This window comes from Kitasatospora griseola (genome assembly GCF_044999035.1).
Lineage (GTDB): Bacteria > Actinomycetota > Actinomycetes > Streptomycetales > Streptomycetaceae > Kitasatospora > Kitasatospora griseola.
Map to the genome: position 1 here is coordinate 1,429,746 of NZ_CP173360.1, position 22,385 is coordinate 1,452,130.

Genomic DNA, 22,385 nt, shown 5'->3' on the forward strand with positions numbered 1-22,385 from the left:
GGCCGGCGGCCCTAGGCGGTCACGGAGACCAGCGTGAGCAGGCCGCAGACCGTCAGGTTGATCCACTTGTGGGCGGCGAGCACGGCGACGAACTCGCGGATGGTGGCGCTGGGCCAGAAGTAGGCGGCGGTGGGGGAACCGGCGACCTGGCCGTTGAGGGATTCCTGGCGGGCCAGGAGGGCGGTGCGGAAGGCGTGGAAGTTGTTGGTGACGACGATGCAGCGGTAGTGGGGGTCGGCGGCGGTCATCAGGTCGCGGGAGAACCGGAGGTTCTCCTCGGTGGTGCGGGAGCGGTCCTCGCGGATGATCCGCTCGTCGGGGAAGCCGCGGTCGATCAGATAGGCGGCCATCGCGTCGGACTCGGGGAGCTGTTCGTCGGGGCCCTGACCGCCGGAGACGATCAGCAGCGGCGGGCGTCCGGTCGCGGCCTGGCGTTCGTACAGCGCGCGGCCGCGGTCGAGGCGGCTGGCCAGCAGCGGCGGGACGCGGGTGCCGCCGAGCAGGCCGGATCCGAGGACGACGACGTAGTCCACGTCCTGGCTGGGGGTCAGCCGGCCGTAGAGGTAGGCGTAGCCGATGAAGCAGAGGAACAGGAAGGACAGGTAGCAGGAGAGCAGGAAGACGGTGCGGGCGATCACCACCAGCACGGGCGAGTCGGCCTGGGTGGCGGCGAGCAGCAGGGCGACGACCACCAGGATGCCGAGGCCGCACAGCAGCGACAGCAGGTTGGCGATCCGGCGGCCCTCCTTGCGGAGCATCTTGAAGCCGTTGGCGATCAGCAGGGCGGCGAGCACCAGGGTGGCGAGCGCGGGGGCGAGGACGACCGCGATCAGCACGGTCTCGGCGAGCACGGAGTCGACCTGGCCGAGGGTGACGAGCAGGGCGAAGGCCAGGAAGGTGACGGCGAGTCCGAGGTACAGGGCGTTGCTGAAGCGGCGTCGGTCGCGCAGCACGCCGACGGCGGCCAGCAGCAGGAAGAAGATCGCGGGGGCATACAGGAGCATGGGGGCCAGCCTAGGGACAGGCGCGGCCGGGGCGGCCTGACGTCCGGTGAGATCGGGGCCGCCGATCCGACGGTCCGACGAACTCCGGCGTCACGTGACGGCAGGTCAGGAGGACGAGCGGGCCGGCACGCCGCCCTGCGGGAACCCTTCGGCGAGGTCCTCGGCGATCATGCGCTTGGCGATGGTGTCGGCGGCGGCTCGCAGTTCGGCGCTGCGGGGGCGGCCGATGTCCTGCTCCAGGCGGTGGTTCAGCCACTGGGACCAGGCCCGGCCGATGGCCGCGGCCTCCCGTTCCCCGGCCTCGGTGTGCGCGTAGAAACCGCCGTGGGCCTCCAGGAACCCTTCGGCGACCATCCGGTCGAACACCGGCTGGAGCACCTCCGGGGGGACCCGGCGGCGGGCGGCGATCAGGTTGAGGGTGGCGTGGCCGACGCTGCGGGTGAACAGCTCGACCTGCATGACGGCCCAGGCGCCGGCCATGTCGAGCCGGGTGCCGGAGGAGGCGACGACCTGTCGGGCGGTGTCCAGTCCGACGACGCCGAGGAGTTTGGCGACGGACAGTTCGAGCAGCTTGGCGGAGTCTCCGGAGGACGGCTGGGCGAAGCCCTCGCCCATGTCGGTGCAGGTGGCCCGGGCGGAGTCGCGGAGTTGGACCTGCTTGAGGAAGAGCGCGACCACGAAGCCGAGCAGCGCGACCGGCACCGTCCACAGGAACACGGTGTGCAGCGAGTCTGCGTACGCCTGGATCACCGGCTCGGCCGCGGCCGGCGGGAGCCCCTGAACGCCGTGCGGGCTCTGCGCGGCGCCGGCGATCTGCTCGGGGCTGCTGCCGGTGGCCCGGGCGGCCGCGGCGACGCCGTCGGCCAGGTTGGTCTTCAGCGCGTTCGTGTAGATGGTGCCGAACACGGCGGTGCCGAACGAGGAGCCGAGGGTGCGGAAGAAGGTGACGCCGGAGGTGGCGGTGCCGAGGTCGGCGTAGTCGACGGTGTTCTGCACGGCGATGGTGAGCACCTGCATGCACAGGCCGATGCCGGTGCCGAGCACGAACATGTAGAGGCTGGCCAGCCAGGCGCTGGTGCCGGGGTTCAGCAGCGAGAGCAGGTACAGGCCGAGCGCCATCACCAGCGAGCCGACGATCGGGAAGATCCGGTACTGGCCGGTCTTGGACACCGTGTTGCCGCTGAAGATGGAGGCGATCAGCAGGCCCAGCACCAGCGGCAGGGTGCGCACGCCGGAGACCGTCGCCGAGTCGCCGTCCACGTACTGCAGGAAGGTCGGCAGGAAGGTCATCGCGCCGAGCATGGCGAAGCCGACGATGAAGCTGAGCACCGAGCAGACCGTGAACACCTGGTTGCGGAACAGCCGCATCGGCAGCGTCGGTTCGGCGGCGCGGGTCTCCACCCAGCAGAACAGGCCGAGCGCGACCACGCCGCCGACGAACAGGCCGATGATGACGGGCGAGCTCCAGGCGTACTCGTTGCCGCCCCAACTGGTCGCCAGGATCAGGGCGCTGGCCCCGATCGCGACCAGGGCGATGCCCAGGTAGTCGATGACGGGGCGGGCCGCGGAGCGGACCACGGGGATGTTCCGGGCCGCCGCGACGACCACCAGAACGGCGATCGGCACGTTGACGTAGAACGCCCAGCGCCAGGACAGGTGGTCGGTGAACAGCCCGCCGAGCAGCGGGCCGATCACCGTGGCGACGCCGAACACCGCGCCGATCGCGCCCTGGTACTTGCCGCGTTCGCGCAGCGGGATGACGTCGGCGATCAGCGCCATCGAGGTGACCATCAGGCCGCCCGCGCCGACGCCCTGGACCGCGCGCCAGGCGATCAGCAGCGTCATGTTGGTGGCCAGGCCGCACAGGAACGAGCCGGTGATGAAGACGATCGCGGAGACCTGGAAGACCACCTTGCGGCCGAACAGGTCGCCGAACTTGCCGACCAGCGCGGTGGTGACGGTCTCCGCGAGCAGGTAGGACGTCACCACCCAGGACATGTGCGCGGCGCCGCCGAGGTCCGCGACGATGGTGGGCAGCGCGGTGCCGACGATGGTCTGGTCGAGGGCGGCCAGCAGCATGCCGAGCACGATGGTGCCGAAGACGACGTTCCGCTGGCGCCGGTCGAGGACGGGCGGGGCCGCCTGGCCGGTCTCGCTGGTGGTGGTCACCACGGTATCGTCACACTTTGTCCCGGACTGTCCGGTTCGACACCCCGTCCAGCCAGTGAGTGATCAGCTGATGATCCTTCAAAACGGTGCGACAGGACCGCCGGCCCACCGCGTTAGAGGGGCATGGACAGCACGACGACGAGCGGGGCCGGCGGCGGACCCCTGGAGTTCCGGGACTTCGCGGCCGCCCGCAGCCGCCACCTGATACGCACCGCGTACCTGCTGACCGGCGGCGACGCCCACCTCGCCGAGGACCTCGCCCAGGAGGCGCTCGGCAAGCTCTACGGCAGCTGGCGGCGGGTCTGCCGAATGGAGAACCCGGCCGGGTACGCCCGCACCGTCCTGGTCAACACCTTCCTCAGCCACCGGCGCCGACGCAGCAGCCGCGAACACGTCACCGACACCTTCGCCGAATCCGCCGCGCCCGCCGTCGACCCGGCCCTGCGCCTCACCCTGCTCCAGGCGCTCGCCGAACTGCCGCAGCAGGACCGCGCGGTGCTCATCCTGCGCTACTGGGAGGACCTCGGCGTCGAGGAGACCGCCTCCGTCCTGCGGCTCACCCCGAGCGCCGTCCGCTCCCGCGCCTCCCGCGCCCTCAGCCGCCTGCGCACCGGCCTCGGCAGCGAGTTCGACGAACTCGCCCGCCCCTGACGCCCCCTCAGCATTCCCATCACTCCGGAGCCTGCCGATGACTTCCGAAGAGGACTTCGCCCGCGCCCTGCGGGCCTCCGCCGACCACGCCCCCGAACCGCCCACCGAGCTCTTCGCCCTCGCCGCCGAACGCCGCGGCCGCACCCGGGTACGCCGCCGCCGCACCGCCGGCGCCTCGACCCTCGCCCTGGTCGCCGCAGCCGGCTGCGCCCTCACCCTGCTGCCCGACCGCTCCCCCGCGACTCCCGCGCCGGCCGCCACGCCCGTCGGCCAGACATTCATGTCCGACACCTTGAGCTCGCTGATGCCCGCCGGCGGCCGGGTCACCGACCTCTCGGGAACCTCCCCCGACGATCTGCAGCCCGGCCACACCCCGATGGCCTGGCTGGACTACGACGACGGCAACGGTCCGGCCCGAATTCTGCTGACCATCGACCGACTGCCCACCCCGCTCAACGACGGCGCCGCCGCCCTGCAGTGCCCCGACACCCTCACCCAGCCGACCGCCACCTGCCGACTCACCACCCGTCCGGACGGCTCTCGTCTGATCACCACCGCGACCGCCCCGCGCTGGGACGGCGACGACCGCATCTGGACGGTGACCTACGCCGCCCCCGACGGGCGGATGGTCAGCGCCACCGAGATCGCCTCCGGCCGCCCGGGCCACCCGGCCCGTGAGCAGCCGCCGCTGGCCCAGGAGCGACTGCTGAACGTGGCCGCCTCCGACAGCTGGCGGCCCGCCTTCGCCGTACTCCCCGCTTCCACCGTGCCGCCGGCCGCGCCCGTCGGCGGTGCCGCGATGCTGGCCGCCCTGAACGCCGCGCTGCCCGCCGGGGCCACCTTCGACCCGGGCACGGGCGCGCAGGACACCCCGGGGCGGGTACACGGAACGATCTCCCTCGACGGTCTCACCAGTCGGCTGGTCGTCTCCCTCGAACACAACTGGCAGCGCGGCTTCCCCGTCGACCCGAGCACCAGATTCCGCAACCTTGCGTTCGACAAGAACGTCAGTCGGACTCCGGACGGAAGCCTGCTCTTCGTCAACAATGTGCCCCTTCCCGGCCCGGGCGGCACCCAGGGCGCCGAGCAGATCGCGGGTGCGCTGCTCCCCGACGGCACCATGGTCACCGCCAAGATCTGGACGTGCGGATCCGACTACCAGGTCACCACCGTCCCCCCGGCGCTCGGCCGCGAGCAGTTGGTCGCGCTGATCACCGCCCCGTCCTGGCCGCACGCCTGACGACACGTCCTGCGGGGCGCGCCGGAGCGGTCCGGCGCGCCCCGACCGCGATGATGGGGCGATGGACTGCCTGTTCTGCCGCGTCGTCGCCGGCGAGGTCCCGGTGGAGACCGTCCTCGCCGACGACACCGTCCACGCCTTCCTCGACCACCGGCCGCTGTTCCCCGGCCACCTGCTGGTGATCCCGCGACGCCACGTCCCCACCCTCACCGACCTCACCGAACCCGAGACCGGCCCCTACTTCACCCGCGTCCGCCTGCTGACCGCCGCCGTCGAACGCGGCACGGCCGCGGCCGGCAGCTTCGTCGCCACCAACAACCGCATCAGCCAGTCCGTCCCCCACCTCCACACCCACATCGTCCCCCGCAACCCCAAGGACGGCCTCCGCGGCTTCTTCTGGCCCCGCACCCACTACCGCGACGCGGCCCACGCCACGAAGACGGCGGCCCTGATCCGCGCCGCCCTCTGACCCCACCCACTCACCCGAGCACCCCACCGCCGTCCGGAACAAGAGCACAGCGCTGCGCGAGCAGGACGACCGGAGGGCCGGAACCGGCTAGTGCTCTGACCGCACAGGTTCGCCGGGTTGCGCAGCCGCTGGCTGCGTTCTGTCCTCATCGCCGGGGCGGAACCAGCAACCATCCGGTCACAGCACCAACGGCTCACGGCCCAGTAGAGTCAGGGTCGGCATGCAGGGACAGGACCGCGACGTCGCCGCCGAAGCCCACCACGAGCGAGCCTTCCGGGGTCACGGTCAGCGCATGGACTGGCGCGGGAAACACCAGCTCCCGGCCGATCTGCCGCCCGGCGGCCGGCTCCCACAGGCACACCGTTCCATCCGAACCACCGGTGACGACCCGGAGTTCTCCACCGATCACCGCGGTCACCACCGCGGACACGGTGCCTTCGTGGCCGACCAGCCTGCCGACTTCCCGTCCCATGGCCAGGTCCCACACGCGCACGGTGGCGTCGTAACCTGCCGTGATCGCGTGGGCTCTGCCGCCGACGACCGCTGTCGCGACCGCCCACGCCTCGCCGTCGTGGCCCGGCAGGGGCTCCCCGACCGGTTGTCCGGTGGTCAGGTCCCACTGCCAGACCTTGCCACCGCTCATACAGCCCACCGCATGGGGCCTGTCATCGATCACCAGCGTGTCGATGGCCATCAGGAAGTCGTCGTGTCCGGTGAGTTCGCCGACCTGTTCCCCACTGGCCAGATCCCAGACCCGCACCGACACGTCGTCGTCGCTTGCGAGCGCACACGGTCGCCCCTGGACGACAGCCGTGCCCAGACACCACACCTCACCGTTGATCCCCGGCAGCTCGCCCGTCTGCCGGCGGGTGGCCAGGTCCCACGCGAGTACCGCCCAGTCGCTGGCCGTGACGACGCACGGCCGACCGTCCACGATCTCCGTCGCCACCGCCCACACTCTGCCGTTGACGTCGCTCATGGGCCCGCCGACCGGTTGGCCGGTCTCGAGGTCCCGCACCCGGACCGTCTGGTCCTTGCTGCCGGTGACCACGACGTGGCGGCCGTCCGAGAAGGTTGTCACCACCGCGTCAACACCGCCGGTGTGACCGGACGGGTTCATCTGGAAGTGCGGGTCACTCTGCGCGCCGGTGGACCAAAGCACCTGCCATGGCTCGGTGTCGACATCATCCACTGACACGGCGGCAATCCGGGCCGACAACTCCCGGTCCCCGTACCGAGCCGCGTCCAGGGCCAGCAGCTGCCGCCGCACCCACGGTGGCACGTCCCGGTGTACGTCCACCGACGCCCGGTAAACCGCAGCCATCAGTCGCGCATCGGAATCCGCATCGGAAGCCAGCAACCCCAGAACCCGCTCCGGATCAGCGTTCACCAGCCATGGCAGGTCCGTCCACCACCCTTCCGCCCCGGACGGATCCGAAGCCGAAGCGGTCATATGAACGTCGTCACTCATGGCCGAAACTCTAGTGATGCGGCCGGACAGGTCCGCCAGGTTGGATCAAGCTGCGCTCTAGAGAGGCCGTCCGCCCCAGCGGATGCCTTTCTCGCTTCGGATGCGGGCGCGTTCGTTGCGTTCGGCGGCCAGGACGTGGCGGTGGCCGGCGTTGGCGTTGCGCCAGCGCAGGTAGGCGTGCAGGGCCCGGGTCTGCACGGTGTGGTTGGGGTGGTTGGAGTTGGCGATGGTGAACTGCCTCAGCGGCCCGAAGTGCGCCTCGATCGGGTTGGCCCACGAGGCGTAGGTCGGGGTGAAGCACAACTCGACCTTGTTCTCCTTCGCCCAACGACGGATGTCGGCGCCTCTGTGCCGCACCGCCGCAGGCACGCCACGCCACAGCGAACTCAACTCCCCAACCCTGGCCCGCCGCAGGCGCCAGTGTCTACGTGTCGTCGGTGGTGCCCCGGACGGAGGTGCGGAAGGCGATGGGGGTGGTGCCGGTGCGTTGGTGGAAGAACTTGGCGAAGTTGGCGGCGTCGGCGAAGCCGAGGTGGTCGGCTATGCGGGCGGCGGGGGTGTCGCTGTGGGCGAGGAGGCGTTTGGCTTCGAGGACGACGCGGCGGTCGACGAATTCCTTGGCGCCGATGCCCGCGGCGGCGAGGGTCGCGCGGGACAGGGTGCGGGGCGAGTAGCCGAGGGCTTTGGCGTAGTCCTCGACGCGGCGGGTGCGGGTGAAGTGGTGCTCGACGGCGTGGCGGAAGCGGCGGTAGGTCTCGCCGGGCTCGGTGGTGCCGGTGCCGCAGGGGGTCGCGGGGTTGGCGAGGCGCAGCAGGAGTGCGGCGAGCAGGTGGCGGAGGAGGGCGTGGTGGATGTCGGCGGGCAGGTCCGCGCCGGAGGCGTACTCGTGGTGGAGGTGGTGGAGCGCGGCGCGCAGCGCCTCGCGGCCGGGGCCGGTGGTGTGCAGGACGGCGGCGGCGAAGGGGTCGTCGAGGTGGGCGGCGGCGACCGTCGCGGGGTCGGGGAAGCCGGGTTCGAAGAGGACGAGGGTGCCGTCGGCGTCGCCGAGCTCGCCCCATTGCTGGACCTGACCGGGTCGGACCCAGAGCCAGCTGCCGGGGTGGACGGCGTGCTCGGTGAAGTCGACGGTGTGGTGGAGGGTGCCGCGGTCGAGGGTGAGGAGGTGGTGGAAGGCGGGTCGCTGGGGGCGGTGGAAGGTGCGGTCGGTCGCGGTGGCGCGGCGGGCGCGGAGTTCGGCGAGGGTCATCACTTCGACGCCGACGGGCCCGCCGGGGGGCGCGGCGAAGGGGACCTCGGGGATCGCCGCCCCGGACGTCGGGTTGTCGCTGCCTCGCATGGTCACCACCCGCAGCCAGGCTACCTCCGGTGGATCTTCCGCCGGGAGGGCGGCGGTACGGTCGGTGCAGCAGTGGGACGGGAGGGGAGCGGGGATGGAGCGGCGTCCGACGTTGCACGATGTGGCGCGGGAGGCGGGGGTGAGCGCGAAGACCGTCTCGCGGGTGTTGAACGGGGACGGGCCGGTGGCGGCCGCGACCCGGGAGCGGGTGCAGGCGGTGGTGCGGCGGCTGGGCTTCCGGCCGAACCTGCTGGCGCGCAGTATTCGCACGGGCGGTCCGGATTCGACGGTGGGTCTGGTGGTGCCGGATCTGGACAATCCGTTCTTCGGGGCGTTGGCGGGCGGGGTGGAGGAGGCGGCGCGGGCCCGCGGGTTGACGGTGCTGCTGGGGTGTTCCGGTGGTGATCCGGCACGCGAGACGGAGGTGGTAGGCGCTTTCCTGGCGCGTCGGACGGCCGTCCTGCTGGTGGTTCCGGCAACGGGCGGGGAGGCGTCGGCGCAGGCCCGGGCGGCGGGGGTGCCGCTGGTGTTCGTGGACCGGCCGGGGCCGGACGCGGACTGCGTGGTGTCCTCGAACCGGGCGGGCGCCCGCGAGGGCGTGGCCCATCTGCTGGGTCTGGGCCACCGCCGGGTGGCGTTCCTCGGCGATCTGCCGCCGGAGCTGTACACCCGCCGGGAGCGCCTGGCGGGCTACCTGGACGCGTTCGCGGCGGCGGGCGTCACCCCGGCCGACGCGCTGGTCGCGGAGGCCCGGACGGCGGCGGACGCCGAACTCGCGGTGCTGCGGCTGCTCGCGCTGCCGGACCCGCCGACGGCGCTGTTCGCGTCCCATCTGAACGCGGCGACGGGTGCGGTGCTGGCGCTGGGAAGGGCGGGGCGGCGCGAGGTGGCGCTGCTGGCGTTCGACGACCTGCCGCTGGCGGAGGTGCTGGATCCACCGCTGTCGGCGGTCGCGCAGGCCCCGGCGGAGCTGGGCGCGACGGCGCTCCGACTGGCACTGGCCCGGCTGGACGGGGACGACTCGCCGCCGCGCACCGAGACGGTCCCGACCCGCCTGGTGCTGCGCGGCAGGCCGGTGACGGCGCACCCTTGACCGCCCGCCGGTGGCGGATGGAGGGTGACGGCCACGACGATCACCACCCCCAGGAATCCCTTGAGGAGCGCGGATGGCCCCGCAGTTCGGCGACTACCAGAACGAGATCTACTTCGAGGCGCTGTTCGGCGTCGCGCCCAGGTACCCGATGACGTTCGCGGGCCTGGCGGAGCGCGCGGAGCGGACGCTGGCCCCGGACGTGTGGTCGTACGTGGCGGGCGGCGCGGGCGACGAGCACACCCAGCGGGCGAACGTCGCGGCGTTCGAGCGCTGGGGGCTGGTGCCGCGGATGCTGGTGGGCGCGAAGGAGCGGGACCTGCGGGTGGACCTGTTCGGTCTGGAGCTGGCGTCGCCGCTGTTCCTGGCCCCGGTCGGGGTGCTCGGGCTGTGCGCGCCGGACGGGCACGGGGATCTGGCGGCGGCCCGGGCCGCGGCCCGTACGGGGGTGCCGATGGTGGCGTCGACGCTGTCGGTGGACCCGATGGAGCAGGTGGCGGCGGAGCTGGGCGACACGCCGGGGTTCTTCCAGCTGTACACGCCGACCGACCGGGCGCTCGCGGAGTCGCTGGTGCACCGGGCGGAGGCGGCCGGCTTCAAGGGCATCGTGGTGACCCTGGACACCTGGGTGACCGGCTGGCGGCCGCGCGACCTGGGCAGCGGCAGCTTCCCGCAGCTGCGCGGCCACTGCCTGGCGAACTACACCTCGGACCCGGTGTTCCGGGCCGGGCTGAAGGATCCGGACGGGGATCCGCGGGGCGCGGTGATGGACTGGGTGCAGATCTTCGGCAACCCGCTGACCTGGGACGATCTGCCGTGGCTGCGTTCGCTGACCGATCTGCCGCTGATCCTGAAGGGCCTGTGCCACCCGGAGGACGTCCGGCGGGCGAAGGACGCCGGCGTGGACGGCGTCTACTGCTCCAACCACGGCGGCCGGCAGGCGAACGGCGGGCTGCCGGCGCTGGAGTCGCTGGCCGAGGTGGTCGCGGCGGCGGACGGCCTGCCGGTGCTGTTCGACTCGGGGGTGCGCAGCGGCTCGGACGCGGTGAAGGCGCTGGCGCTGGGCGCGACGGCGGTGGGCGTGGGCCGTCCGTACGTGTACGGGCTGGCGCTGGGCGGCGAGGCGGGGGTGGTGCACGTGCTGCGGTCGTTGCTGGCGGAGGCGGATCTGCTGATGGCGGTGGACGGCTATCCGTCACTGGAGTCGCTGCGTGCGCCGGGGGCGCTGCGCCGCCGCTGAGCCCGGCCCGGGCACGCGCCCGCCTTATTGCGACTTACTTGCAATAACAGACTGCATGCAGCAGAGTGGGGCCGCGGGGTCGTCCTCCGATCGTCTTCCCAACCGGCGCCCGCCGGGACACGGCGCCGGCCCCGCGCCAACCTCTCCCCCGCGACGGTCGCCACGGCCTCAGCCGAGCGGCAGCCGCACCACCATGGTCTTGCCGCCGCCGTCCGGATCGGCCAGCGTTGCGGTGCCGCCACCGGCCAGCAGCGCCATCTCGTGCACCAGGTTCAGGCCCCAGCCGCCGCTGCCGTCGGGGTGCGGCGCCTCCCGGCGGCGCGGACAGTACGGGTGCCGGTCGTGCACCCGGATCGTCAACAGGTCCGGCTCGAAGTCCAGTTGGAGGGTGGCGCGGGGCGAGCGCGCTGCCGCGTGCCGGACCGTGTTGGTGACCAGTTCGCTGACCACCAGCAGCACGGTGTCGGTCAGCGGATGGTCCGCGGCCAGGCCGCGGGCGGCCAGTTCGGCGCGCGCGCTGCGGCGCGCCTCGGGCACGGACGCGGGCACGGTCGCCAGGGTCAGGCGGTACCGCACGGTCTGGGGTGGGTCCGCGACAGCCATGGTCGGTCCCTTCACAGCGGGGCAGCGACCGGGGCGGAGCGGGAAGCGCCGTCGTCCGGCCGCGTCGGGGCTCGGCGGCCCTGCCCCGTCCGAACCGGACGGCGAACGAACCGGACAGATGGCCGACAACCAGTACGGTACGGCCGAACCGGTCCATCTGCGGCGGCGGATGGTGGACAGTGGCCACAACTCGCCACCCCCGCCAGGAACTCCGCACGGCCCCGCACTGTTCGCCGTCAGATCGGCGGCGTGGCGCCCGGGATCCGTTCGAAGACCAGGTTGGTGCGGGTCTGCGCCACCGCCGGATGGGTCGTCAGGTGCTCCACCACGAAGCGGCGCAGCGCCTCCGGGTCGGCCACCGCCACGTGCAGCAGGTAGTCCTCGCTGCCGGCCATGTGGAAGACCGCCAGCACCCCGGGCAGGTCCGGCGCGGCGGCGCGGAAGCTGCCGTTCTGCTCCTGGGTGTGCGCCCGCAGCCGGACCGAGATCATCGCCTGCAGCGACAGGCCGACGGCCGGCAGGTCCACCTCGGCGTGGTAGCCGCGGATCACTCCGCGCTCGCGCAGCGCCCGCACCCGGGTCAGGCAGGTGGACGGGGCGATCCCGACCAGCTCCGCCAGCGCGTTGTTGGCCATCCTGGCGTTCGCCAGCAGCGCCCGGACGATCGTCCGGTCGGTCTCGTCCAACGCCGCACGGGCCCGTGGAATGTTCGGCACGCCCCCAGCGTGGCGGCCCGAACCGAAGATCCGCAAGACCGCGTCCGCCCGCGCCGAATGATCGACTGCCGCTATGGCCTTCGACCGGCGGCAAGTTCACCATCAACGGCCATGAGCCGACTCGACACCAGAGCCGTGCACGCCGGCCGCGACGACCTCGCCGGCCTCGGCACGCACGTCCCCCCGCTCGACCTGTCCACCACGTACCCGGTGCCGGACCTCGCCGCCGGCGGCGACGCCTACCAGGCGCTGGCCACCGGCGGCCGCCCGCCCGCCGAGGGCGGGCTGGTCTACCAGCGGCTGTGGAACCCGACCGTGGCCCGCTTCGAGCAGGCGCTGGCCGAACTGGAGGGCTGCGCCCAGGCGGTGGCCTTCTCCTCCGGCATGGCCGCACTCACCGCCTGCCTGCTGGCGGCCGCCGCGGAGGGCCGCCGGCACGTGGTCGCGGTGCGGCCGCTGTACGGCGGCTCGGACCACCTGCTGGACTCCGGGCTGCTCGGCACCGAGGTCACCTGGGCGACCCCGGAGACCGTCGGCGACGCCGTCCGGCCGGACACCGGACTGGTCCTGGTGGAGACGCCCGGCAACCCGACCCTCGATCTGGTCGACCTGGCCGCGATCGCCCGGCAGTGCGGCGACGCGCCGCTGATGGTCGACAACACCTTCGCCACGCCGGTGTTGCAGCGCCCTGCCGAGTTCGGCGCCGCGCTGGTGCTGCACTCCGCGACCAAGTCGATCGGCGGCCACGGCGACGTGCTGGCCGGCGCGGTCGCCTGCACCGCCGCGTGGGCCGAGCGGCTGCGCCGGGTGCGCGCCGTCACCGGCGCGATCCTGCACCCGCTGGCCGGCTACCTGCTGCACCGCGGCCTGCAGACCCTGCCGCTGCGGGTCCGCGCCGCCTCGGCGGGCGCCGCCCGGCTCGCCGACTGGCTGGCCGAGCAGCCCGAGGTCTCCGCCGTGCACTACCCCGGCCGCTCCGGCTCCCCGCTGCTCGGACGTCAACTGCTCGGCGGCGGCAGCACCTTGGCCTTCGAGGCGGCGGGCGGCTTCGAGCACGCCGCGGCGATCGCCGAGCGCTGCGAGCTGATCACCCACGCGGTCTCGCTCGGCGGCGTGGACACCCTGATCCAGCACCCGGCCTCGCTCACCCACCGCCCGGTCGCCGCCGCGCACAAGCCCGTCCCCGCGCTGCTGCGGCTGTCCGTCGGCCTGGAGGACCCCGCCGACCTGGAGGCGGACCTCGCCAAGGCGCTGCTCCGGTAGGTGCTGAGGCCTGCCGTACGTCGAGTGCGGGGGCTTTCCCCCGCACCCGTTCGGTGGCCCGCCCCAGCGCGTCGCGCCGTCCCGCCGAACCATGATCGTCACGGGGGTCGCGCCCGGCGGCCCGGACAGGGAGACACGACCATGACGGCATCCGACCGACGCATCAGCAGGCGCGGCGTGCTCGCCGCCACCACCGCGGCCCTCGCCGTCCCCGCGCTGCGCATCCCCGCCGCCTCGGCGGCCGACCGGACGGACCGGCAGGAGATGCTCGTGGTGGAGCAGTTGGAGTCCGTCGCGCACCCGCTGCGCTCCACCGCGCCGGGCGGTCGCAGCACCGACCTGGCGGCGCTCGGCGACCTGATCGGCGACTCGCTGGTGGTGGGCCTCGGCGAGGCCACCCACGGCTCCCACGAGTTCTTCGCCCTCAAGCACCGGGTCTTCCGGTACCTGGTCGAGGAGCGCGGCTTCACCACCTTCGCCCTGGAGGCGAGTTGGACCGCCGGCCTGGAGATCGACGAGTTCCTCCAGGGCGGCGAGGGCGACGCCCGCCGGGTCGCCGACCGCACCCTCGCCGGATCGCCGTGGCACCGCGAGGAGTTCGCCGACCTGATCGCCTGGATGCGCGACCACAACCGCCGCCACCCCGGCCGCCCCGTCCACTTCCTCGGCGACGACCTCGGCCTGCCCGGCCTCGGCGACCGCGTCTTCCGGCGCGTCCTCGACCTGGTCCGCCCCGGCCACCCCGAGGAGGCGGCCCGGCTGACCGACCTGTACGCGCCGCTGCGTCCGCTGGACGACGCCGTCGGCTACCTCGGACGGCCGCTCGCCGAACGCCTCGCGAACGCGGAACTCGCCCGAAAGGCCTTCGAGTCGGTCTCCTCGGTGGGCGAGCCGTGGGCCGTACAGCACGCCCGCGTCATCGCCGACACCTTCGCCTTCCTCACCATGGACTTCGGCGACCCTGCGACGGTCGCCGCCGCCGAGCAGCTCCGCGACCGCGCCATGGCGCACAACGTCCTGTGGTGGCAGCGGCGGACTGGCCACCGCATCCTGCTCTCCGCGCACAACGGCCATGCCGGCTACGCCTCCACCATGCCGGAGCTCTATCCGTTCCCGCAGGGCGCCCAGCTGCGCCAGGCGCTCGGCTCGCGCTACACCGCGATCGGCACCACCTTCGACCGGGGCGCGTTCCTCACCACCGCGGACGGCCCGGGCGGCGCGTGGCGTCCCGTCTGCGTCCCGCCCGCGGCGCCGGGCAGCGTCGAGCACACCCTCGACCAGGTCCGCCACCGCGACTACTACGTCCCGCTGCGCGGGCTGCCAGGCGCCGCACGCGGCTGGCTGGCGACCCCGCGCCCCACGTACGACGCCGGGACCACCTTCACGACACCGCTCCGGGAACTCGCCGTCGGCGCGGCCTACGACGTCCTGGTCCACCTGCACGAGGTGACGGCCGCACGGGAGTTGACGCTCTGACGCGGTGGCGGCCGGGTCAGCCGGCGGCGGCGGTGCGCAGGTGGTCGAGGACCAGCGGGTCGATGCGGCCCTCGACCAGGCGGCCTTCGAGGTTCTCCACGCCGGCCCAGCGGTCCAGGTCGTCGTAGCCGAGCGCGGCGAGCAGGGCGCCGACCTCGTCGGCGAGTTCGCCGTCCAGCGGGAGCAGCGTGGCCGGGTCGGGGGTGCCGTGCAGGACCTCGTGCAGGGCGAGCAGGCGGCGCAGTTCGCCGACCGGGTCGGCGTGGTCCTCGACGCGCAGGTCGTGCGAGGTGTCGCCCCAGCCGCCGACGCCCTTGCCGGGCTCGACCACGTACAGGGCGGCGCTCTGGCGGCCCCGGGAGTCGCCGCCGGCCGCGTCGCCCGCCGCGAGGGCGGTCAGCAGCCGTTCGGCGAAGGGGAGTTCGGCGGAGGCCAGCCAGGCGGCCTCGATGTCGGCGACCACCTCGGGGCCGGTGAGGATGTTGCCCTGGATCGCGTAGTCCGGGCCGGCCACGCCGCCCGCCCAGGGCAGGCACTCCTCGCCGGTCCAGCTGACGGCGTTCTCGGGGCCGACCACGCCGAGCTGGCGGTGCACCCGCCCGTCGTCGGCGGCGAGCAGCGCGGCGACGGTGTCCGCGGGCGAGGCGCCGCTGCGGAGCATGGCCAGGCCCTGCGGGCGGTAGGCGAGGTTGGCCCAGGCCTGGGTGGCGAGGGCGCCGATGCCGGTCTCGGCGGCCGGAACCAGGGCGCCGACGGCGAGGAACTTGCTGGCCACGGCCACGCCATAGGCGTTGCCGTGCCGAGCGACGATGGAGAAGGTCACGACGGGCGACGATAGCTGCGCAGGAACGTTTCGTCCACGGTGAGTCCCGGTTCGGCACACTCCGTCAAGTTCGGTGGCGGGTGCCGGTCTCGTCCCCGGCACCCGCCGTCCGTCGGCCGCGGCGACGGGTCAGAGGTCGAACTTGGCGCGCTTGTCGGCCGGCACCAGGTCGACGTACTCGGGGTGCTTGGCGATCCAGCCCCGGATGAACGGGCAGTACGGCAGGACGGCCAGGCCGCGCTCGCGCGCCGTGTCGAGGACGCTGCGGGCCAGCTTGCCGCCCAGCCCCTGGCCCTCGAAGGCCGGGTCGATGACGGTGTGGATGAAGGCGATCCGCCCGCCGTCGCGGAGCTGGTACTCGGCGAATCCGGCCAACCCGGCGTCCGTGGTGATCTCGAAGCGGGACTGCTCGGTGTTGTCGGTGACCTGGGGTTCCATGGCGCACTGCTCCTGGTTGTCGGGGCTGTCGGTTCGCAAGATACGGGCTCGGCGGCCCGTCAGTGTGCTCGTAGCGCAGCGAGTTGTTGCTCGAAGGGCACAACCTGCTCGACCTGCCGGTTCTCGGCGGGCCGCCCGGCCAGCAGGGCCGCGAGTTCGCGGGCGGCGCGGTCGATCCGGCCGGCCAGCGAGCCGTCGGCGCCGTTCGCACCCCAGTCCTCGGAGGCGGCGAAGACCGCGGTGGGGACGACCACCGCCCGCAGGTGGGCGAAGAGCGGGCGCATCGCGTGTTCGAGGGCGAGGCTGTGCCGGGCGGTGCCGCCGGTGGCGGCGATCAGCACCGGGGTGCCGGTCAGCGCGTCCTTGTCGAGGACGTCGACGAAGGACTTGAACAGGCCGCTGTACGAGGCGGAGAAGATCGGCGTGACGGCGATCAGGCCGTCCGCCTCCTCGACCGCCCGAACAGCGTCGCGCAGCGCGGGCGGCGGGAAGCCGGTGACCAGGTTGTCGGCGATGTCCCGGGCGAGTTCCCGCAGTTCGACCACCCGGAGGTCCACCTGCCGTCCGGCGTCGCCCAGTTCACGGGCGGCGGCGCCGGCCAGGCGGTCGGCGAGCAGCCGGGTGGAGGACGGGACGGACAGACCGGCCGTCACCACGACCAGTTTCAGCGCGCTCACTCCGCGGCCTCCTGCCCCTTCTCGCGCGCCGTCACCAGCGCGGCGTGGGTGGGCCCGTCGGGGACCTCGACCGGGCGGTTCTTCGCGAACTCCTTGCGCAGCACCGGGACGACCTCCTCGCCGAGGATGTCGAGCTGCTCCAGGACGGTCTTCAGCGGCAGGCCGGCGTGGTCCATCAGGAACAGCTGGCGCTGGTAGTCGCCGAAGGTCTCGCGGAAGGCCAGGGTCTTCTCGACGACCTCCTGCGGGCTGCCGACGGTCAGCGGGGTCTGCTCGGTGAACTCCTCCAGCGAGGGCCCGTGCCCGTAGACGGGGGCGTTGTCGAAGTAGGGGCGGAACTCGCGCACCGCGTCCTGCGAGTTCTTGCGCATGAAGACCTGCCCGCCGAGGCCGACGATCGCCTGCTCGGGGGTGCCGTGGCCGTAGTGGGCGTAGCGCTCCCGGTAGAGGTCGACCAGGCGCTGGAAGTGCTCCTTGGGCCAGAAGATGTTGTTGGCGAAGAAGCCGTCACCGTAGTAGGCGGCCTGTTCGGCGATCTCGGGGCTGCGGATGGAGCCGTGCCAGACGAACGGCGGGGTGTCGTCGAGCGGGCGCGGGGTGGAGGTGAAGGACTGCAGCGGGGTGCGGAAGCGGCCCTGCCAGTCGACGTTCTCCTCGCGCCAGAGCTGGTGCAGCAGCGCGTAGTTCTCGACGGCGAGCGGGATGCCCTGGCGGATGTCCTTGCCGAACCACGGGTAGACCGGGCCGGTGTTGCCGCGGCCCATCATCACGTCCACCCGGCCGCCCGCGAGGTGCTGGAGCATCGCGAAGTCCTCGGCGATCTTCACCGGGTCGTTGGTGGTGATCAGCGTGGTGGAGGTGGAGAGGATCAACTTCTCGGTGCGGGCCGCGATGTAGCCGAGCATCGTGGTCGGCGAGGACGGCACGAACGGCGGGTTGTGGTGCTCGCCGGTGGCGAACACGTCGAGGCCGACCTCCTCGGCCTTGAGCGCGATGGCGACCATCGCCTTGATCCGCTCGTGTTCGCTGGGGGTCCGACCGGTGGTGGGGTCGGTGGTCACGTCGCCGACGCTGAAAATGCCGAACTGCACCGCGCTCAACTCCTTCTCGGTTGATTCAACATTCAACCACCCGGTGCAACGGGACGCCACTCCGACCTATTCCCGCCAGCCTTCCGCCCGGACTGACCGAAACGCCGACACTCTCGGCAGTCGATCGGGCACGCAGAGTTGACTGAAGGTCAGACATTCCGCTTACCTGATGCACGCCTTCGGGTGCGGACCGTCACCTCCGCGCCCCGGCCTCCTCCCTGCCCGCCTCCCCCACCGGAGTGTCCGTGCGCCTGCGCCAGTTCCTCGCCCCGCTCGTCGCCGCCGTCGCCCTGTTCGCCACCGCCGCGCCCACCGCGGCCGCCGCGACCCCGACCGAGCTGCGGATCGGCCTCACCACCGAGTGCTCCGTCGACTTCCGGCACGGCGACTCCCGGCTCGGCCCCGACCAGCTGCCCAACGCCGGCCCGGTCGGCCGCCAACTGATCGGCTATTTCCGCACCGGCCTGCTCGGCGAGCAGCAGTTCCTGGCCACCTACTACGACAGCGCGGCCGGCAGCTGGAAGTACCCGCCGTCCAACGGCTACCTGCTGCTGCCCGACGGCACCCCGATCGAGAGCGACACCACCCTCCAGCCCGGCCAGGCCATCGACCGCTACGGCAGCGAGTACGGCTCCTTCCTCGCTCCCGAGGGCCTGCCGTACGCCACCCGCTCGATCCCCCCGTCCAGCCTGGACGGCAACCCGGCGGCGGGCTGCAACTACCACGACTACCGGGTGCTCAAGGCGTTCACCGTGCACTCCGGGCCGATCGCCCCGTGGTTCGGGCAGCCCGGCCTCGGCCTCCAGTACCAGCTGGACGCCGCGCTGGTGCCGGGCGCGCCGAGCCGGATCAACGTCGGCTGGCTGGTCGACAACGGCTACCTGGCCCGCCTGGTCTGACGCTCCGTCACTTCCCCTCCAGCGCCTGGTCCAGCCAGGCCAGCCAGAACGACTCCAGCTGGATTCCCGCCTGCAGCACCACGTGCTGCAGGCGGTTCTCCGTCTCCGCCCGCTCCGGCGGGAAGTCCCGCGCCTCGATCTCCAGGTACTCGGCCAACTGCGCCCGGTGCAGCTCCCGGTGGCGCGCCAGCTCCTCCTCCAGGCCGTCCACGCCGAGCACCGCCGCGGCGCGCAGCCGCAGCAGCAGCGGGTCCCGGATCGGCTTCGGGTCCTGCGCCTGCCCGACCCACTCGCGCAGCTGCGCCCGCCCGGCCGGCAGCACCTCGTACTCCTTGCGCTGCCCGCGCCCGGCCCCCGGCCCCGAGGCCCGCACCAGCCCCTCGCGCTCCAGCCGTCCCAGCTCCCGGTAGATCTGCTGGTGCGTCGCCGACCAGAAGAACCCGATCGACCGGTCGAACCGCCGGGTCAACTCCAGCCCCGAGGACGGCTTCTCCAGCAGGGCGGTGAGGATCGCGTGCGGCAGTGACATGCGGCGATCGTACGGGCCGTGGGCCGGACGGCGGCCCGCCGACCGCGGAACGCGGGCCGCCGCACCGACTGGGACCGCCCGACGGAAACCTTCGACTCGCCCTTCCCGTACGGGAGTTGACGGTGCGCCGGTGCGGTCCGGGGTCTTGTGCCGCCCCGCCGGGTGGCGAATACTCCCGGGTAGCGCTTGTCAGGGGCAGATCAGAACCAGGGCCGGGAGTCGACCGGCCCGCGATCGCGCCTGCCCGCGCCTCACGGCCCGTCGGTTGACCGGGCCTCCCCCACACCCCAGGAGGAGAACTGTGAGGACCATGCGCACCACCCCCACGTCGCCGTCTCGCGCCCGCGGCCGGGTGCCGGCGGTCGCCGCCGCGCTCGCCGCGGCGACCGCCCTCGCGGTGCCGAGCGCCGGAGCGGCCGCGCCGGTGGCCGACGCCACCGCGCTCGCCCAGGTCAGCGCCTCGGTCGAGCAGACCGGCGTCAACGGCATCGCCTGGCACACCGACCAGGCCACCGGCCAGGTCGTCGTGACGGCGGACAGCAGCGTCACCCCGGCTGCGCTCGCCGAGCTCACCAAGGCCGCCGGGTCGAAGGCCGCCCACCTGAAGATCGAGCGCACCGCCGGCAACTTCAACCCGCTGCTGTCCGCGGGCGCGGCCATCTACGGCGGCGGCTACCGGTGCTCGCTGGGCTTCAACGTGGTCAAGGGCGGCGTCTACTACTTCCTGACCGCCGGGCACTGCGGCAACATCGCGAGCACCTGGTACAGCAACTCCGGCCAGACCTCCACGGTCGGCACCACCGTCAGCTCCAGCTTCCCGGGCACCGACTACGCGCTGGTGAAGTACAGCAGCACCTCGGCCAGCCACCCGGGCGGCTACACGGCGGCCAGCGCGTACGTCGGCGAGTCCGTCAAGCGCACCGGTTCCACCACGGGCACCCACGGCGGCACCGTCACCGCGCTGAACTCCACCGTCCGCTACTCCGACGGCAGCACGGTGCGCGGCCTGATCCAGACCAACGTCTGCGCGGAGGGCGGCGACTCCGGCGGCCCGCTGTACGACGGCAGCAAGGCCATCGGCCTGACCTCCGGCGGCAGCGGCGACTGCACCAGCGGCGGCACCACCTTCTTCCAGCCGGTCACCGCGGCCGCCGCCGCGTACGGCGTCTCGCTCTACTGATCGCACGCCCGTGGCCCCCTCGGACCGGCCCGGTCCGAGCGGGCCACGGGCATGGCTTCCGCTCGCGGCGGAGGACGGTAGACTCGGCCGCTGCGAAGGGGAGTAGCCCCGCAAACCGGTCGTCGACATGCTGGAGCCCGTTGCCGGGTTCCCGGTGGCCGGGCCCGCCGTCGGCGACGGTGGCGGGTGGGCGAGACCTTCGGCCCATGTGTCGACGACTGTGCGCGTCGGCGGGGCCGAAGTCGTGCTGCCCCCGTGTCGCTCGCCTTTCGGACGCCCGTCGGCGCAGGAAGGCCTGACGAGTTCCGTGATCCATTTCGTTCTGCTCATCGTGTGCGCGGTGGCGATCTACCTCTCCTGCGAGTGGTTCGTCAACGCGGTGGAGTGGTTGGGCGAGCGCCTCAACGTCGGAAAAATGGCGGTCGGCACGATCCTGGCCGCGTTCGGCACCGCGCTGCCCGAATCGGTGGTCACCCTGGTCGCCGTGACCACCGGCGGCACCGAAGAGGCGAAGAACATCGGCGTCGGCGCCGCCATGGGCGGCCCTCTCGCGCTGGCCACCGTCGCCTACGGCATCACCGGCGTGGCGCTGCTCGTCAAGCGTCGTCGCGACCGCGCCGCCGCCCTGGCCACCGGCGCCGCGCTCGTGCCGGCCTCGATGGCGCTCGGCACCGAGAAGGACATGCGGCGCCTGGCCAAGGACCAGAAGTGGTTCCTGCCGATCTTCTTCGTGAAGGTCTCGCTCGGCCTGGTCGCCTTCGCCTTCAAGCCGACCCTCGGCGTCCTGTTCTTCGCCGCGTACGCCGCCTACTTCTGGCGCGAGATCCGGGCGAGCCGCGCCGACGAGGCGGCCGGTGACGAGGACGACGACGAGGAGGAGCTGGAGGCGCTGAAGATCCAGCCGAAGAAGGCCTCGCCCGACACCTGGGCGGTCGTCGCCCAGACCTTGGCCACCCTCGTGGTGATCTTCTTCGCCGCGCACTGGTTCGTCGCCCAGCTCGACGTCATCGGCCCGATGCTCGGCCTGTCCGCGACCGTGACCGCGCTGCTGCTGTCCCCGATAGCGACCGAGCTGCCCGAGATCATGAACGCGATCATCTGGGTCCGCCAGGGCAAGGTGAAGCTGGCGCTCGCCAACGTCTCCGGCTCGATGATGATCCAGGCCACCGTCCCCAGCGGCATCGGCCTGCTGTTCACCAAGTGGCACTTCGACGGCCCCCTGCTGTGGTCCGGCCTCGTGACCATGGCCGCGATCGTCTACCTGCTGCTCACCATGCGCGCCCACCGCCTCACCCCCGCCCGACTCGCCGTCGCCGCCGGCTTCTACGCGGTCTTCGCCGTCGGCCTGGTCCCCCTGCTCGCCTGACCCGCCCGGCCGGTCCGCCCCGATCCACGGCGGACCGGCCCGGGCTTCTCCTGACCGGGCGCGCTGTGTCAGCGTGTGCGGCGTGAACAGTGATCACCCACGCGACGCGGCACTGGCGCAGGCGGTGCAGCTGCGCGAGCAGGGTCGCGCCGAGCAGGCCCGGACCCGGTTGCTGCTCCTGACCGAGCGCTACCCGGACGATGCCGAGATCGCCTACCAGACCGCCTGGGCACACGACGTGCTCGAACTGGAGGCCGAGGCCGTCCCCTTCTACGAACGCGCCCTGAGCACCACGGGCCTGACCGATGAGGACCGCCACGGCGCGTTCCTCGGCCTGGGAAGCACCTACCGGGTGCTGGGCCGGTACGAGCAGGCCGTGCGGACCCTGGGCCGCGCGCTGGAGGAGTTCCCGGACGATCCCGCCCTCCAGGCCTTCCTGGCCATGGCGCTGTACAACCGCGGCGAGGGCCGCCAGGCCGTTCGCCTGCTCCTGAGGACACTCGCCGCCACCAGCGGCGACCGGCGCGTACAGGACTACCGGCGGGCGATCGAGCACTACGCCGACGACCTGGACGGTGTTCAGCAGCAAGGGGGGTAGAGCCGCCCGCCCGAGCCGGCTCGCCCGAGCCGGTCCGCCCGGATCCGCGACGGACG

22 protein-coding genes and 1 pseudogene are annotated in these 22,385 nt (G+C 72.9%); 11 read left to right on the plus strand and 12 right to left on the minus strand.

Annotated features, from left to right (window positions below; genetic code table 11):
* Window positions 1–11: 11 nt before the first annotated feature.
* Together ACI1MP_RS06865 and ACI1MP_RS06870 are read right to left on the minus strand one after the other, a co-directional pair.
* Window positions 12–1,004, minus strand: coding sequence for a YdcF family protein (locus ACI1MP_RS06865; protein ID WP_404868032.1), 993 nt, complete (start codon window positions 1,002–1,004; stop codon window positions 12–14).
* A 105-nt stretch (window positions 1,005–1,109) separates the two neighbouring features.
* Entirely contained in the window at window positions 1,110–3,173 is a 2,064-nt protein-coding gene (locus tag ACI1MP_RS06870) for an MDR family MFS transporter (RefSeq protein ID WP_404868033.1), read from the minus strand.
* Window positions 3,174–3,296: 123 nt separating this feature from the next.
* Here ACI1MP_RS06870 and ACI1MP_RS06875 point away from each other — a divergent pair, with 123 nt between their 5' ends.
* From ACI1MP_RS06875 to ACI1MP_RS06885, 3 genes are all read left to right on the plus strand, one after another.
* Complete coding sequence (locus tag ACI1MP_RS06875) at window positions 3,297–3,824, plus strand: SigE family RNA polymerase sigma factor (protein ID WP_380333036.1); 528 nt, start codon at window positions 3,297–3,299, stop codon at window positions 3,822–3,824.
* Between the two features lie 37 nt (window positions 3,825–3,861).
* A complete protein-coding gene (locus tag ACI1MP_RS06880; RefSeq protein ID WP_404868034.1) occupies window positions 3,862–5,064 on the plus strand; it encodes a hypothetical protein in 1,203 nt (400 codons plus the stop codon).
* A gap of 61 nt (window positions 5,065–5,125) precedes the next feature.
* Window positions 5,126–5,533, plus strand: coding sequence for an HIT family protein (locus ACI1MP_RS06885; RefSeq protein ID WP_380333038.1), 408 nt, complete (start codon window positions 5,126–5,128; stop codon window positions 5,531–5,533).
* Window positions 5,534–5,726: 193 nt separating this feature from the next.
* Here the strand turns inward: ACI1MP_RS06885 and ACI1MP_RS06890 are convergent, their stop codons facing one another.
* The 3 genes and pseudogenes from ACI1MP_RS06890 to ACI1MP_RS06900 all read right to left on the minus strand — a co-directional run bounded on the left by ACI1MP_RS06890 (window position 5,727) and on the right by ACI1MP_RS06900 (window position 8,340).
* On the minus strand, window positions 5,727–7,004 hold the full coding sequence (locus ACI1MP_RS06890) for a WD40 repeat domain-containing protein (protein ID WP_404868035.1): 1,278 nt from the start codon (window positions 7,002–7,004) through the stop codon (window positions 5,727–5,729).
* A 57-nt stretch (window positions 7,005–7,061) separates the two neighbouring features.
* Window positions 7,062–7,355: pseudogene (locus ACI1MP_RS06895) on the minus strand (IS630 family transposase); the annotation flags it as partial.
* 73 nt (window positions 7,356–7,428) lie between these two features.
* Window positions 7,429–8,340, minus strand: coding sequence for a helix-turn-helix domain-containing protein (locus ACI1MP_RS06900; RefSeq protein ID WP_404870770.1), 912 nt, complete (start codon window positions 8,338–8,340; stop codon window positions 7,429–7,431).
* A gap of 94 nt (window positions 8,341–8,434) precedes the next feature.
* Here ACI1MP_RS06900 and ACI1MP_RS06905 point away from each other — a divergent pair, with 94 nt between their 5' ends.
* Both ACI1MP_RS06905 and ACI1MP_RS06910 read left to right on the plus strand, forming a co-directional pair.
* Window positions 8,435–9,433: a LacI family DNA-binding transcriptional regulator gene (locus ACI1MP_RS06905; protein WP_404868036.1), complete on the plus strand. Its 999-nt coding sequence runs from the start codon at window positions 8,435–8,437 to the stop codon at window positions 9,431–9,433.
* A gap of 73 nt (window positions 9,434–9,506) precedes the next feature.
* Window positions 9,507–10,670 carry an alpha-hydroxy-acid oxidizing protein gene (locus tag ACI1MP_RS06910; protein ID WP_380333042.1) on the plus strand — a complete coding sequence of 388 codons (1,164 nt, stop codon included), beginning with the start codon at window positions 9,507–9,509 and terminating at the stop codon, window positions 10,668–10,670.
* Between the two features lie 168 nt (window positions 10,671–10,838).
* On the opposite strand, the gene ACI1MP_RS06915 is transcribed toward ACI1MP_RS06910, so the two are convergent.
* On the minus strand, window positions 10,839–11,273 hold the full coding sequence (locus ACI1MP_RS06915) for an ATP-binding protein (RefSeq protein ID WP_380333043.1): 435 nt from the start codon (window positions 11,271–11,273) through the stop codon (window positions 10,839–10,841).
* Window positions 11,274–11,509: 236 nt separating this feature from the next.
* Complete coding sequence (locus tag ACI1MP_RS06920; RefSeq protein ID WP_380333044.1) at window positions 11,510–11,989, minus strand: Lrp/AsnC family transcriptional regulator; 480 nt, start codon at window positions 11,987–11,989, stop codon at window positions 11,510–11,512.
* Between the two features lie 111 nt (window positions 11,990–12,100).
* Here ACI1MP_RS06920 and ACI1MP_RS06925 point away from each other — a divergent pair, with 111 nt between their 5' ends.
* Together ACI1MP_RS06925 and ACI1MP_RS06930 are read left to right on the plus strand one after the other, a co-directional pair.
* Window positions 12,101–13,252 (plus strand): PLP-dependent aspartate aminotransferase family protein, encoded by a 1,152-nt coding sequence (locus ACI1MP_RS06925; RefSeq protein WP_100587740.1) that lies wholly within the window; start codon window positions 12,101–12,103, stop codon window positions 13,250–13,252.
* Window positions 13,253–13,393: 141 nt separating this feature from the next.
* Complete coding sequence (locus ACI1MP_RS06930; RefSeq protein ID WP_380333046.1) at window positions 13,394–14,728, plus strand: erythromycin esterase family protein; 1,335 nt, start codon at window positions 13,394–13,396, stop codon at window positions 14,726–14,728.
* Window positions 14,729–14,744: 16 nt separating this feature from the next.
* On the opposite strand, the gene ACI1MP_RS06935 is transcribed toward ACI1MP_RS06930, so the two are convergent.
* The 4 genes from ACI1MP_RS06935 to ACI1MP_RS06950 all read right to left on the minus strand — a co-directional run bounded on the left by ACI1MP_RS06935 (window position 14,745) and on the right by ACI1MP_RS06950 (window position 17,757).
* On the minus strand, window positions 14,745–15,551 hold the full coding sequence (locus tag ACI1MP_RS06935; RefSeq protein WP_380333047.1) for a DUF1028 domain-containing protein: 807 nt from the start codon (window positions 15,549–15,551) through the stop codon (window positions 14,745–14,747).
* Window positions 15,552–15,680: 129 nt separating this feature from the next.
* Window positions 15,681–15,989 (minus strand): GNAT family N-acetyltransferase, encoded by a 309-nt coding sequence (locus ACI1MP_RS06940; RefSeq protein ID WP_380333048.1) that lies wholly within the window; start codon window positions 15,987–15,989, stop codon window positions 15,681–15,683.
* Window positions 15,990–16,048: 59 nt separating this feature from the next.
* Window positions 16,049–16,666 carry an FMN reductase gene (locus ACI1MP_RS06945; RefSeq protein ID WP_380333049.1) on the minus strand — a complete coding sequence of 206 codons (618 nt, stop codon included), beginning with the start codon at window positions 16,664–16,666 and terminating at the stop codon, window positions 16,049–16,051.
* Window positions 16,663–17,757, minus strand: a complete 1,095-nt coding sequence (locus ACI1MP_RS06950) for an LLM class flavin-dependent oxidoreductase (protein WP_380333050.1) — start codon at window positions 17,755–17,757, stop codon at window positions 16,663–16,665. Before ACI1MP_RS06950 ends, ACI1MP_RS06945 begins: the two co-directional genes overlap by 4 nt.
* Before the next feature lie 245 nt (window positions 17,758–18,002).
* Here ACI1MP_RS06950 and ACI1MP_RS06955 point away from each other — a divergent pair, with 245 nt between their 5' ends.
* Window positions 18,003–18,656 (plus strand): TNT domain-containing protein, encoded by a 654-nt coding sequence (locus ACI1MP_RS06955; RefSeq protein ID WP_198520567.1) that lies wholly within the window; start codon window positions 18,003–18,005, stop codon window positions 18,654–18,656.
* A gap of 7 nt (window positions 18,657–18,663) precedes the next feature.
* On the opposite strand, the gene ACI1MP_RS06960 is transcribed toward ACI1MP_RS06955, so the two are convergent.
* Window positions 18,664–19,185 carry a PadR family transcriptional regulator gene (locus ACI1MP_RS06960; protein ID WP_189274369.1) on the minus strand — a complete coding sequence of 174 codons (522 nt, stop codon included), beginning with the start codon at window positions 19,183–19,185 and terminating at the stop codon, window positions 18,664–18,666.
* 301 nt (window positions 19,186–19,486) lie between these two features.
* Here ACI1MP_RS06960 and ACI1MP_RS06965 point away from each other — a divergent pair, with 301 nt between their 5' ends.
* The 3 genes from ACI1MP_RS06965 to ACI1MP_RS06975 all read left to right on the plus strand — a co-directional run bounded on the left by ACI1MP_RS06965 (window position 19,487) and on the right by ACI1MP_RS06975 (window position 22,329).
* A complete protein-coding gene (locus tag ACI1MP_RS06965) occupies window positions 19,487–20,365 on the plus strand; it encodes a S1 family peptidase (RefSeq protein ID WP_404868037.1) in 879 nt (292 codons plus the stop codon).
* A 307-nt stretch (window positions 20,366–20,672) separates the two neighbouring features.
* Window positions 20,673–21,731 carry a sodium:calcium antiporter gene (locus ACI1MP_RS06970; protein WP_404868038.1) on the plus strand — a complete coding sequence of 353 codons (1,059 nt, stop codon included), beginning with the start codon at window positions 20,673–20,675 and terminating at the stop codon, window positions 21,729–21,731.
* Between the two features lie 82 nt (window positions 21,732–21,813).
* Complete coding sequence (locus tag ACI1MP_RS06975) at window positions 21,814–22,329, plus strand: tetratricopeptide repeat protein (RefSeq protein WP_380333053.1); 516 nt, start codon at window positions 21,814–21,816, stop codon at window positions 22,327–22,329.
* Window positions 22,330–22,385: the final 56 nt, after the last annotated feature.

What these genes read in the sequence shown, in the direction of transcription:
- ACI1MP_RS06890 (WP_404868035.1), bottom strand. Translation starts at nt 7,004, where the DNA reads ATGAGTGACGACGTTCATATGACCGCTTCGGCTTCGGATCCGTCCGGG.
- ACI1MP_RS06915 (WP_380333043.1), bottom strand. Translation starts at nt 11,273, where the DNA reads ATGGCTGTCGCGGACCCACCCCAGACCGTGCGGTACCGCCTGACCCTG.
- ACI1MP_RS06960 (WP_189274369.1), bottom strand. Translation starts at nt 19,185, where the DNA reads ATGTCACTGCCGCACGCGATCCTCACCGCCCTGCTGGAGAAGCCGTCC.
- ACI1MP_RS06885 (WP_380333038.1), top strand. Translation starts at nt 5,126, where the DNA reads ATGGACTGCCTGTTCTGCCGCGTCGTCGCCGGCGAGGTCCCGGTGGAG.
- ACI1MP_RS06865 (WP_404868032.1), bottom strand. Translation starts at nt 1,004, where the DNA reads ATGCTCCTGTATGCCCCCGCGATCTTCTTCCTGCTGCTGGCCGCCGTC.
- ACI1MP_RS06925 (WP_100587740.1), top strand. Translation starts at nt 12,101, where the DNA reads ATGAGCCGACTCGACACCAGAGCCGTGCACGCCGGCCGCGACGACCTC.
- ACI1MP_RS06910 (WP_380333042.1), top strand. Translation starts at nt 9,507, where the DNA reads ATGGCCCCGCAGTTCGGCGACTACCAGAACGAGATCTACTTCGAGGCG.
- ACI1MP_RS06940 (WP_380333048.1), bottom strand. Translation starts at nt 15,989, where the DNA reads ATGGAACCCCAGGTCACCGACAACACCGAGCAGTCCCGCTTCGAGATC.
- ACI1MP_RS06930 (WP_380333046.1), top strand. Translation starts at nt 13,394, where the DNA reads ATGACGGCATCCGACCGACGCATCAGCAGGCGCGGCGTGCTCGCCGCC.
- ACI1MP_RS06875 (WP_380333036.1), top strand. Translation starts at nt 3,297, where the DNA reads ATGGACAGCACGACGACGAGCGGGGCCGGCGGCGGACCCCTGGAGTTC.
- ACI1MP_RS06905 (WP_404868036.1), top strand. Translation starts at nt 8,435, where the DNA reads ATGGAGCGGCGTCCGACGTTGCACGATGTGGCGCGGGAGGCGGGGGTG.
- ACI1MP_RS06880 (WP_404868034.1), top strand. Translation starts at nt 3,862, where the DNA reads ATGACTTCCGAAGAGGACTTCGCCCGCGCCCTGCGGGCCTCCGCCGAC.
- ACI1MP_RS06900 (WP_404870770.1), bottom strand. Translation starts at nt 8,340, where the DNA reads ATGCGAGGCAGCGACAACCCGACGTCCGGGGCGGCGATCCCCGAGGTC.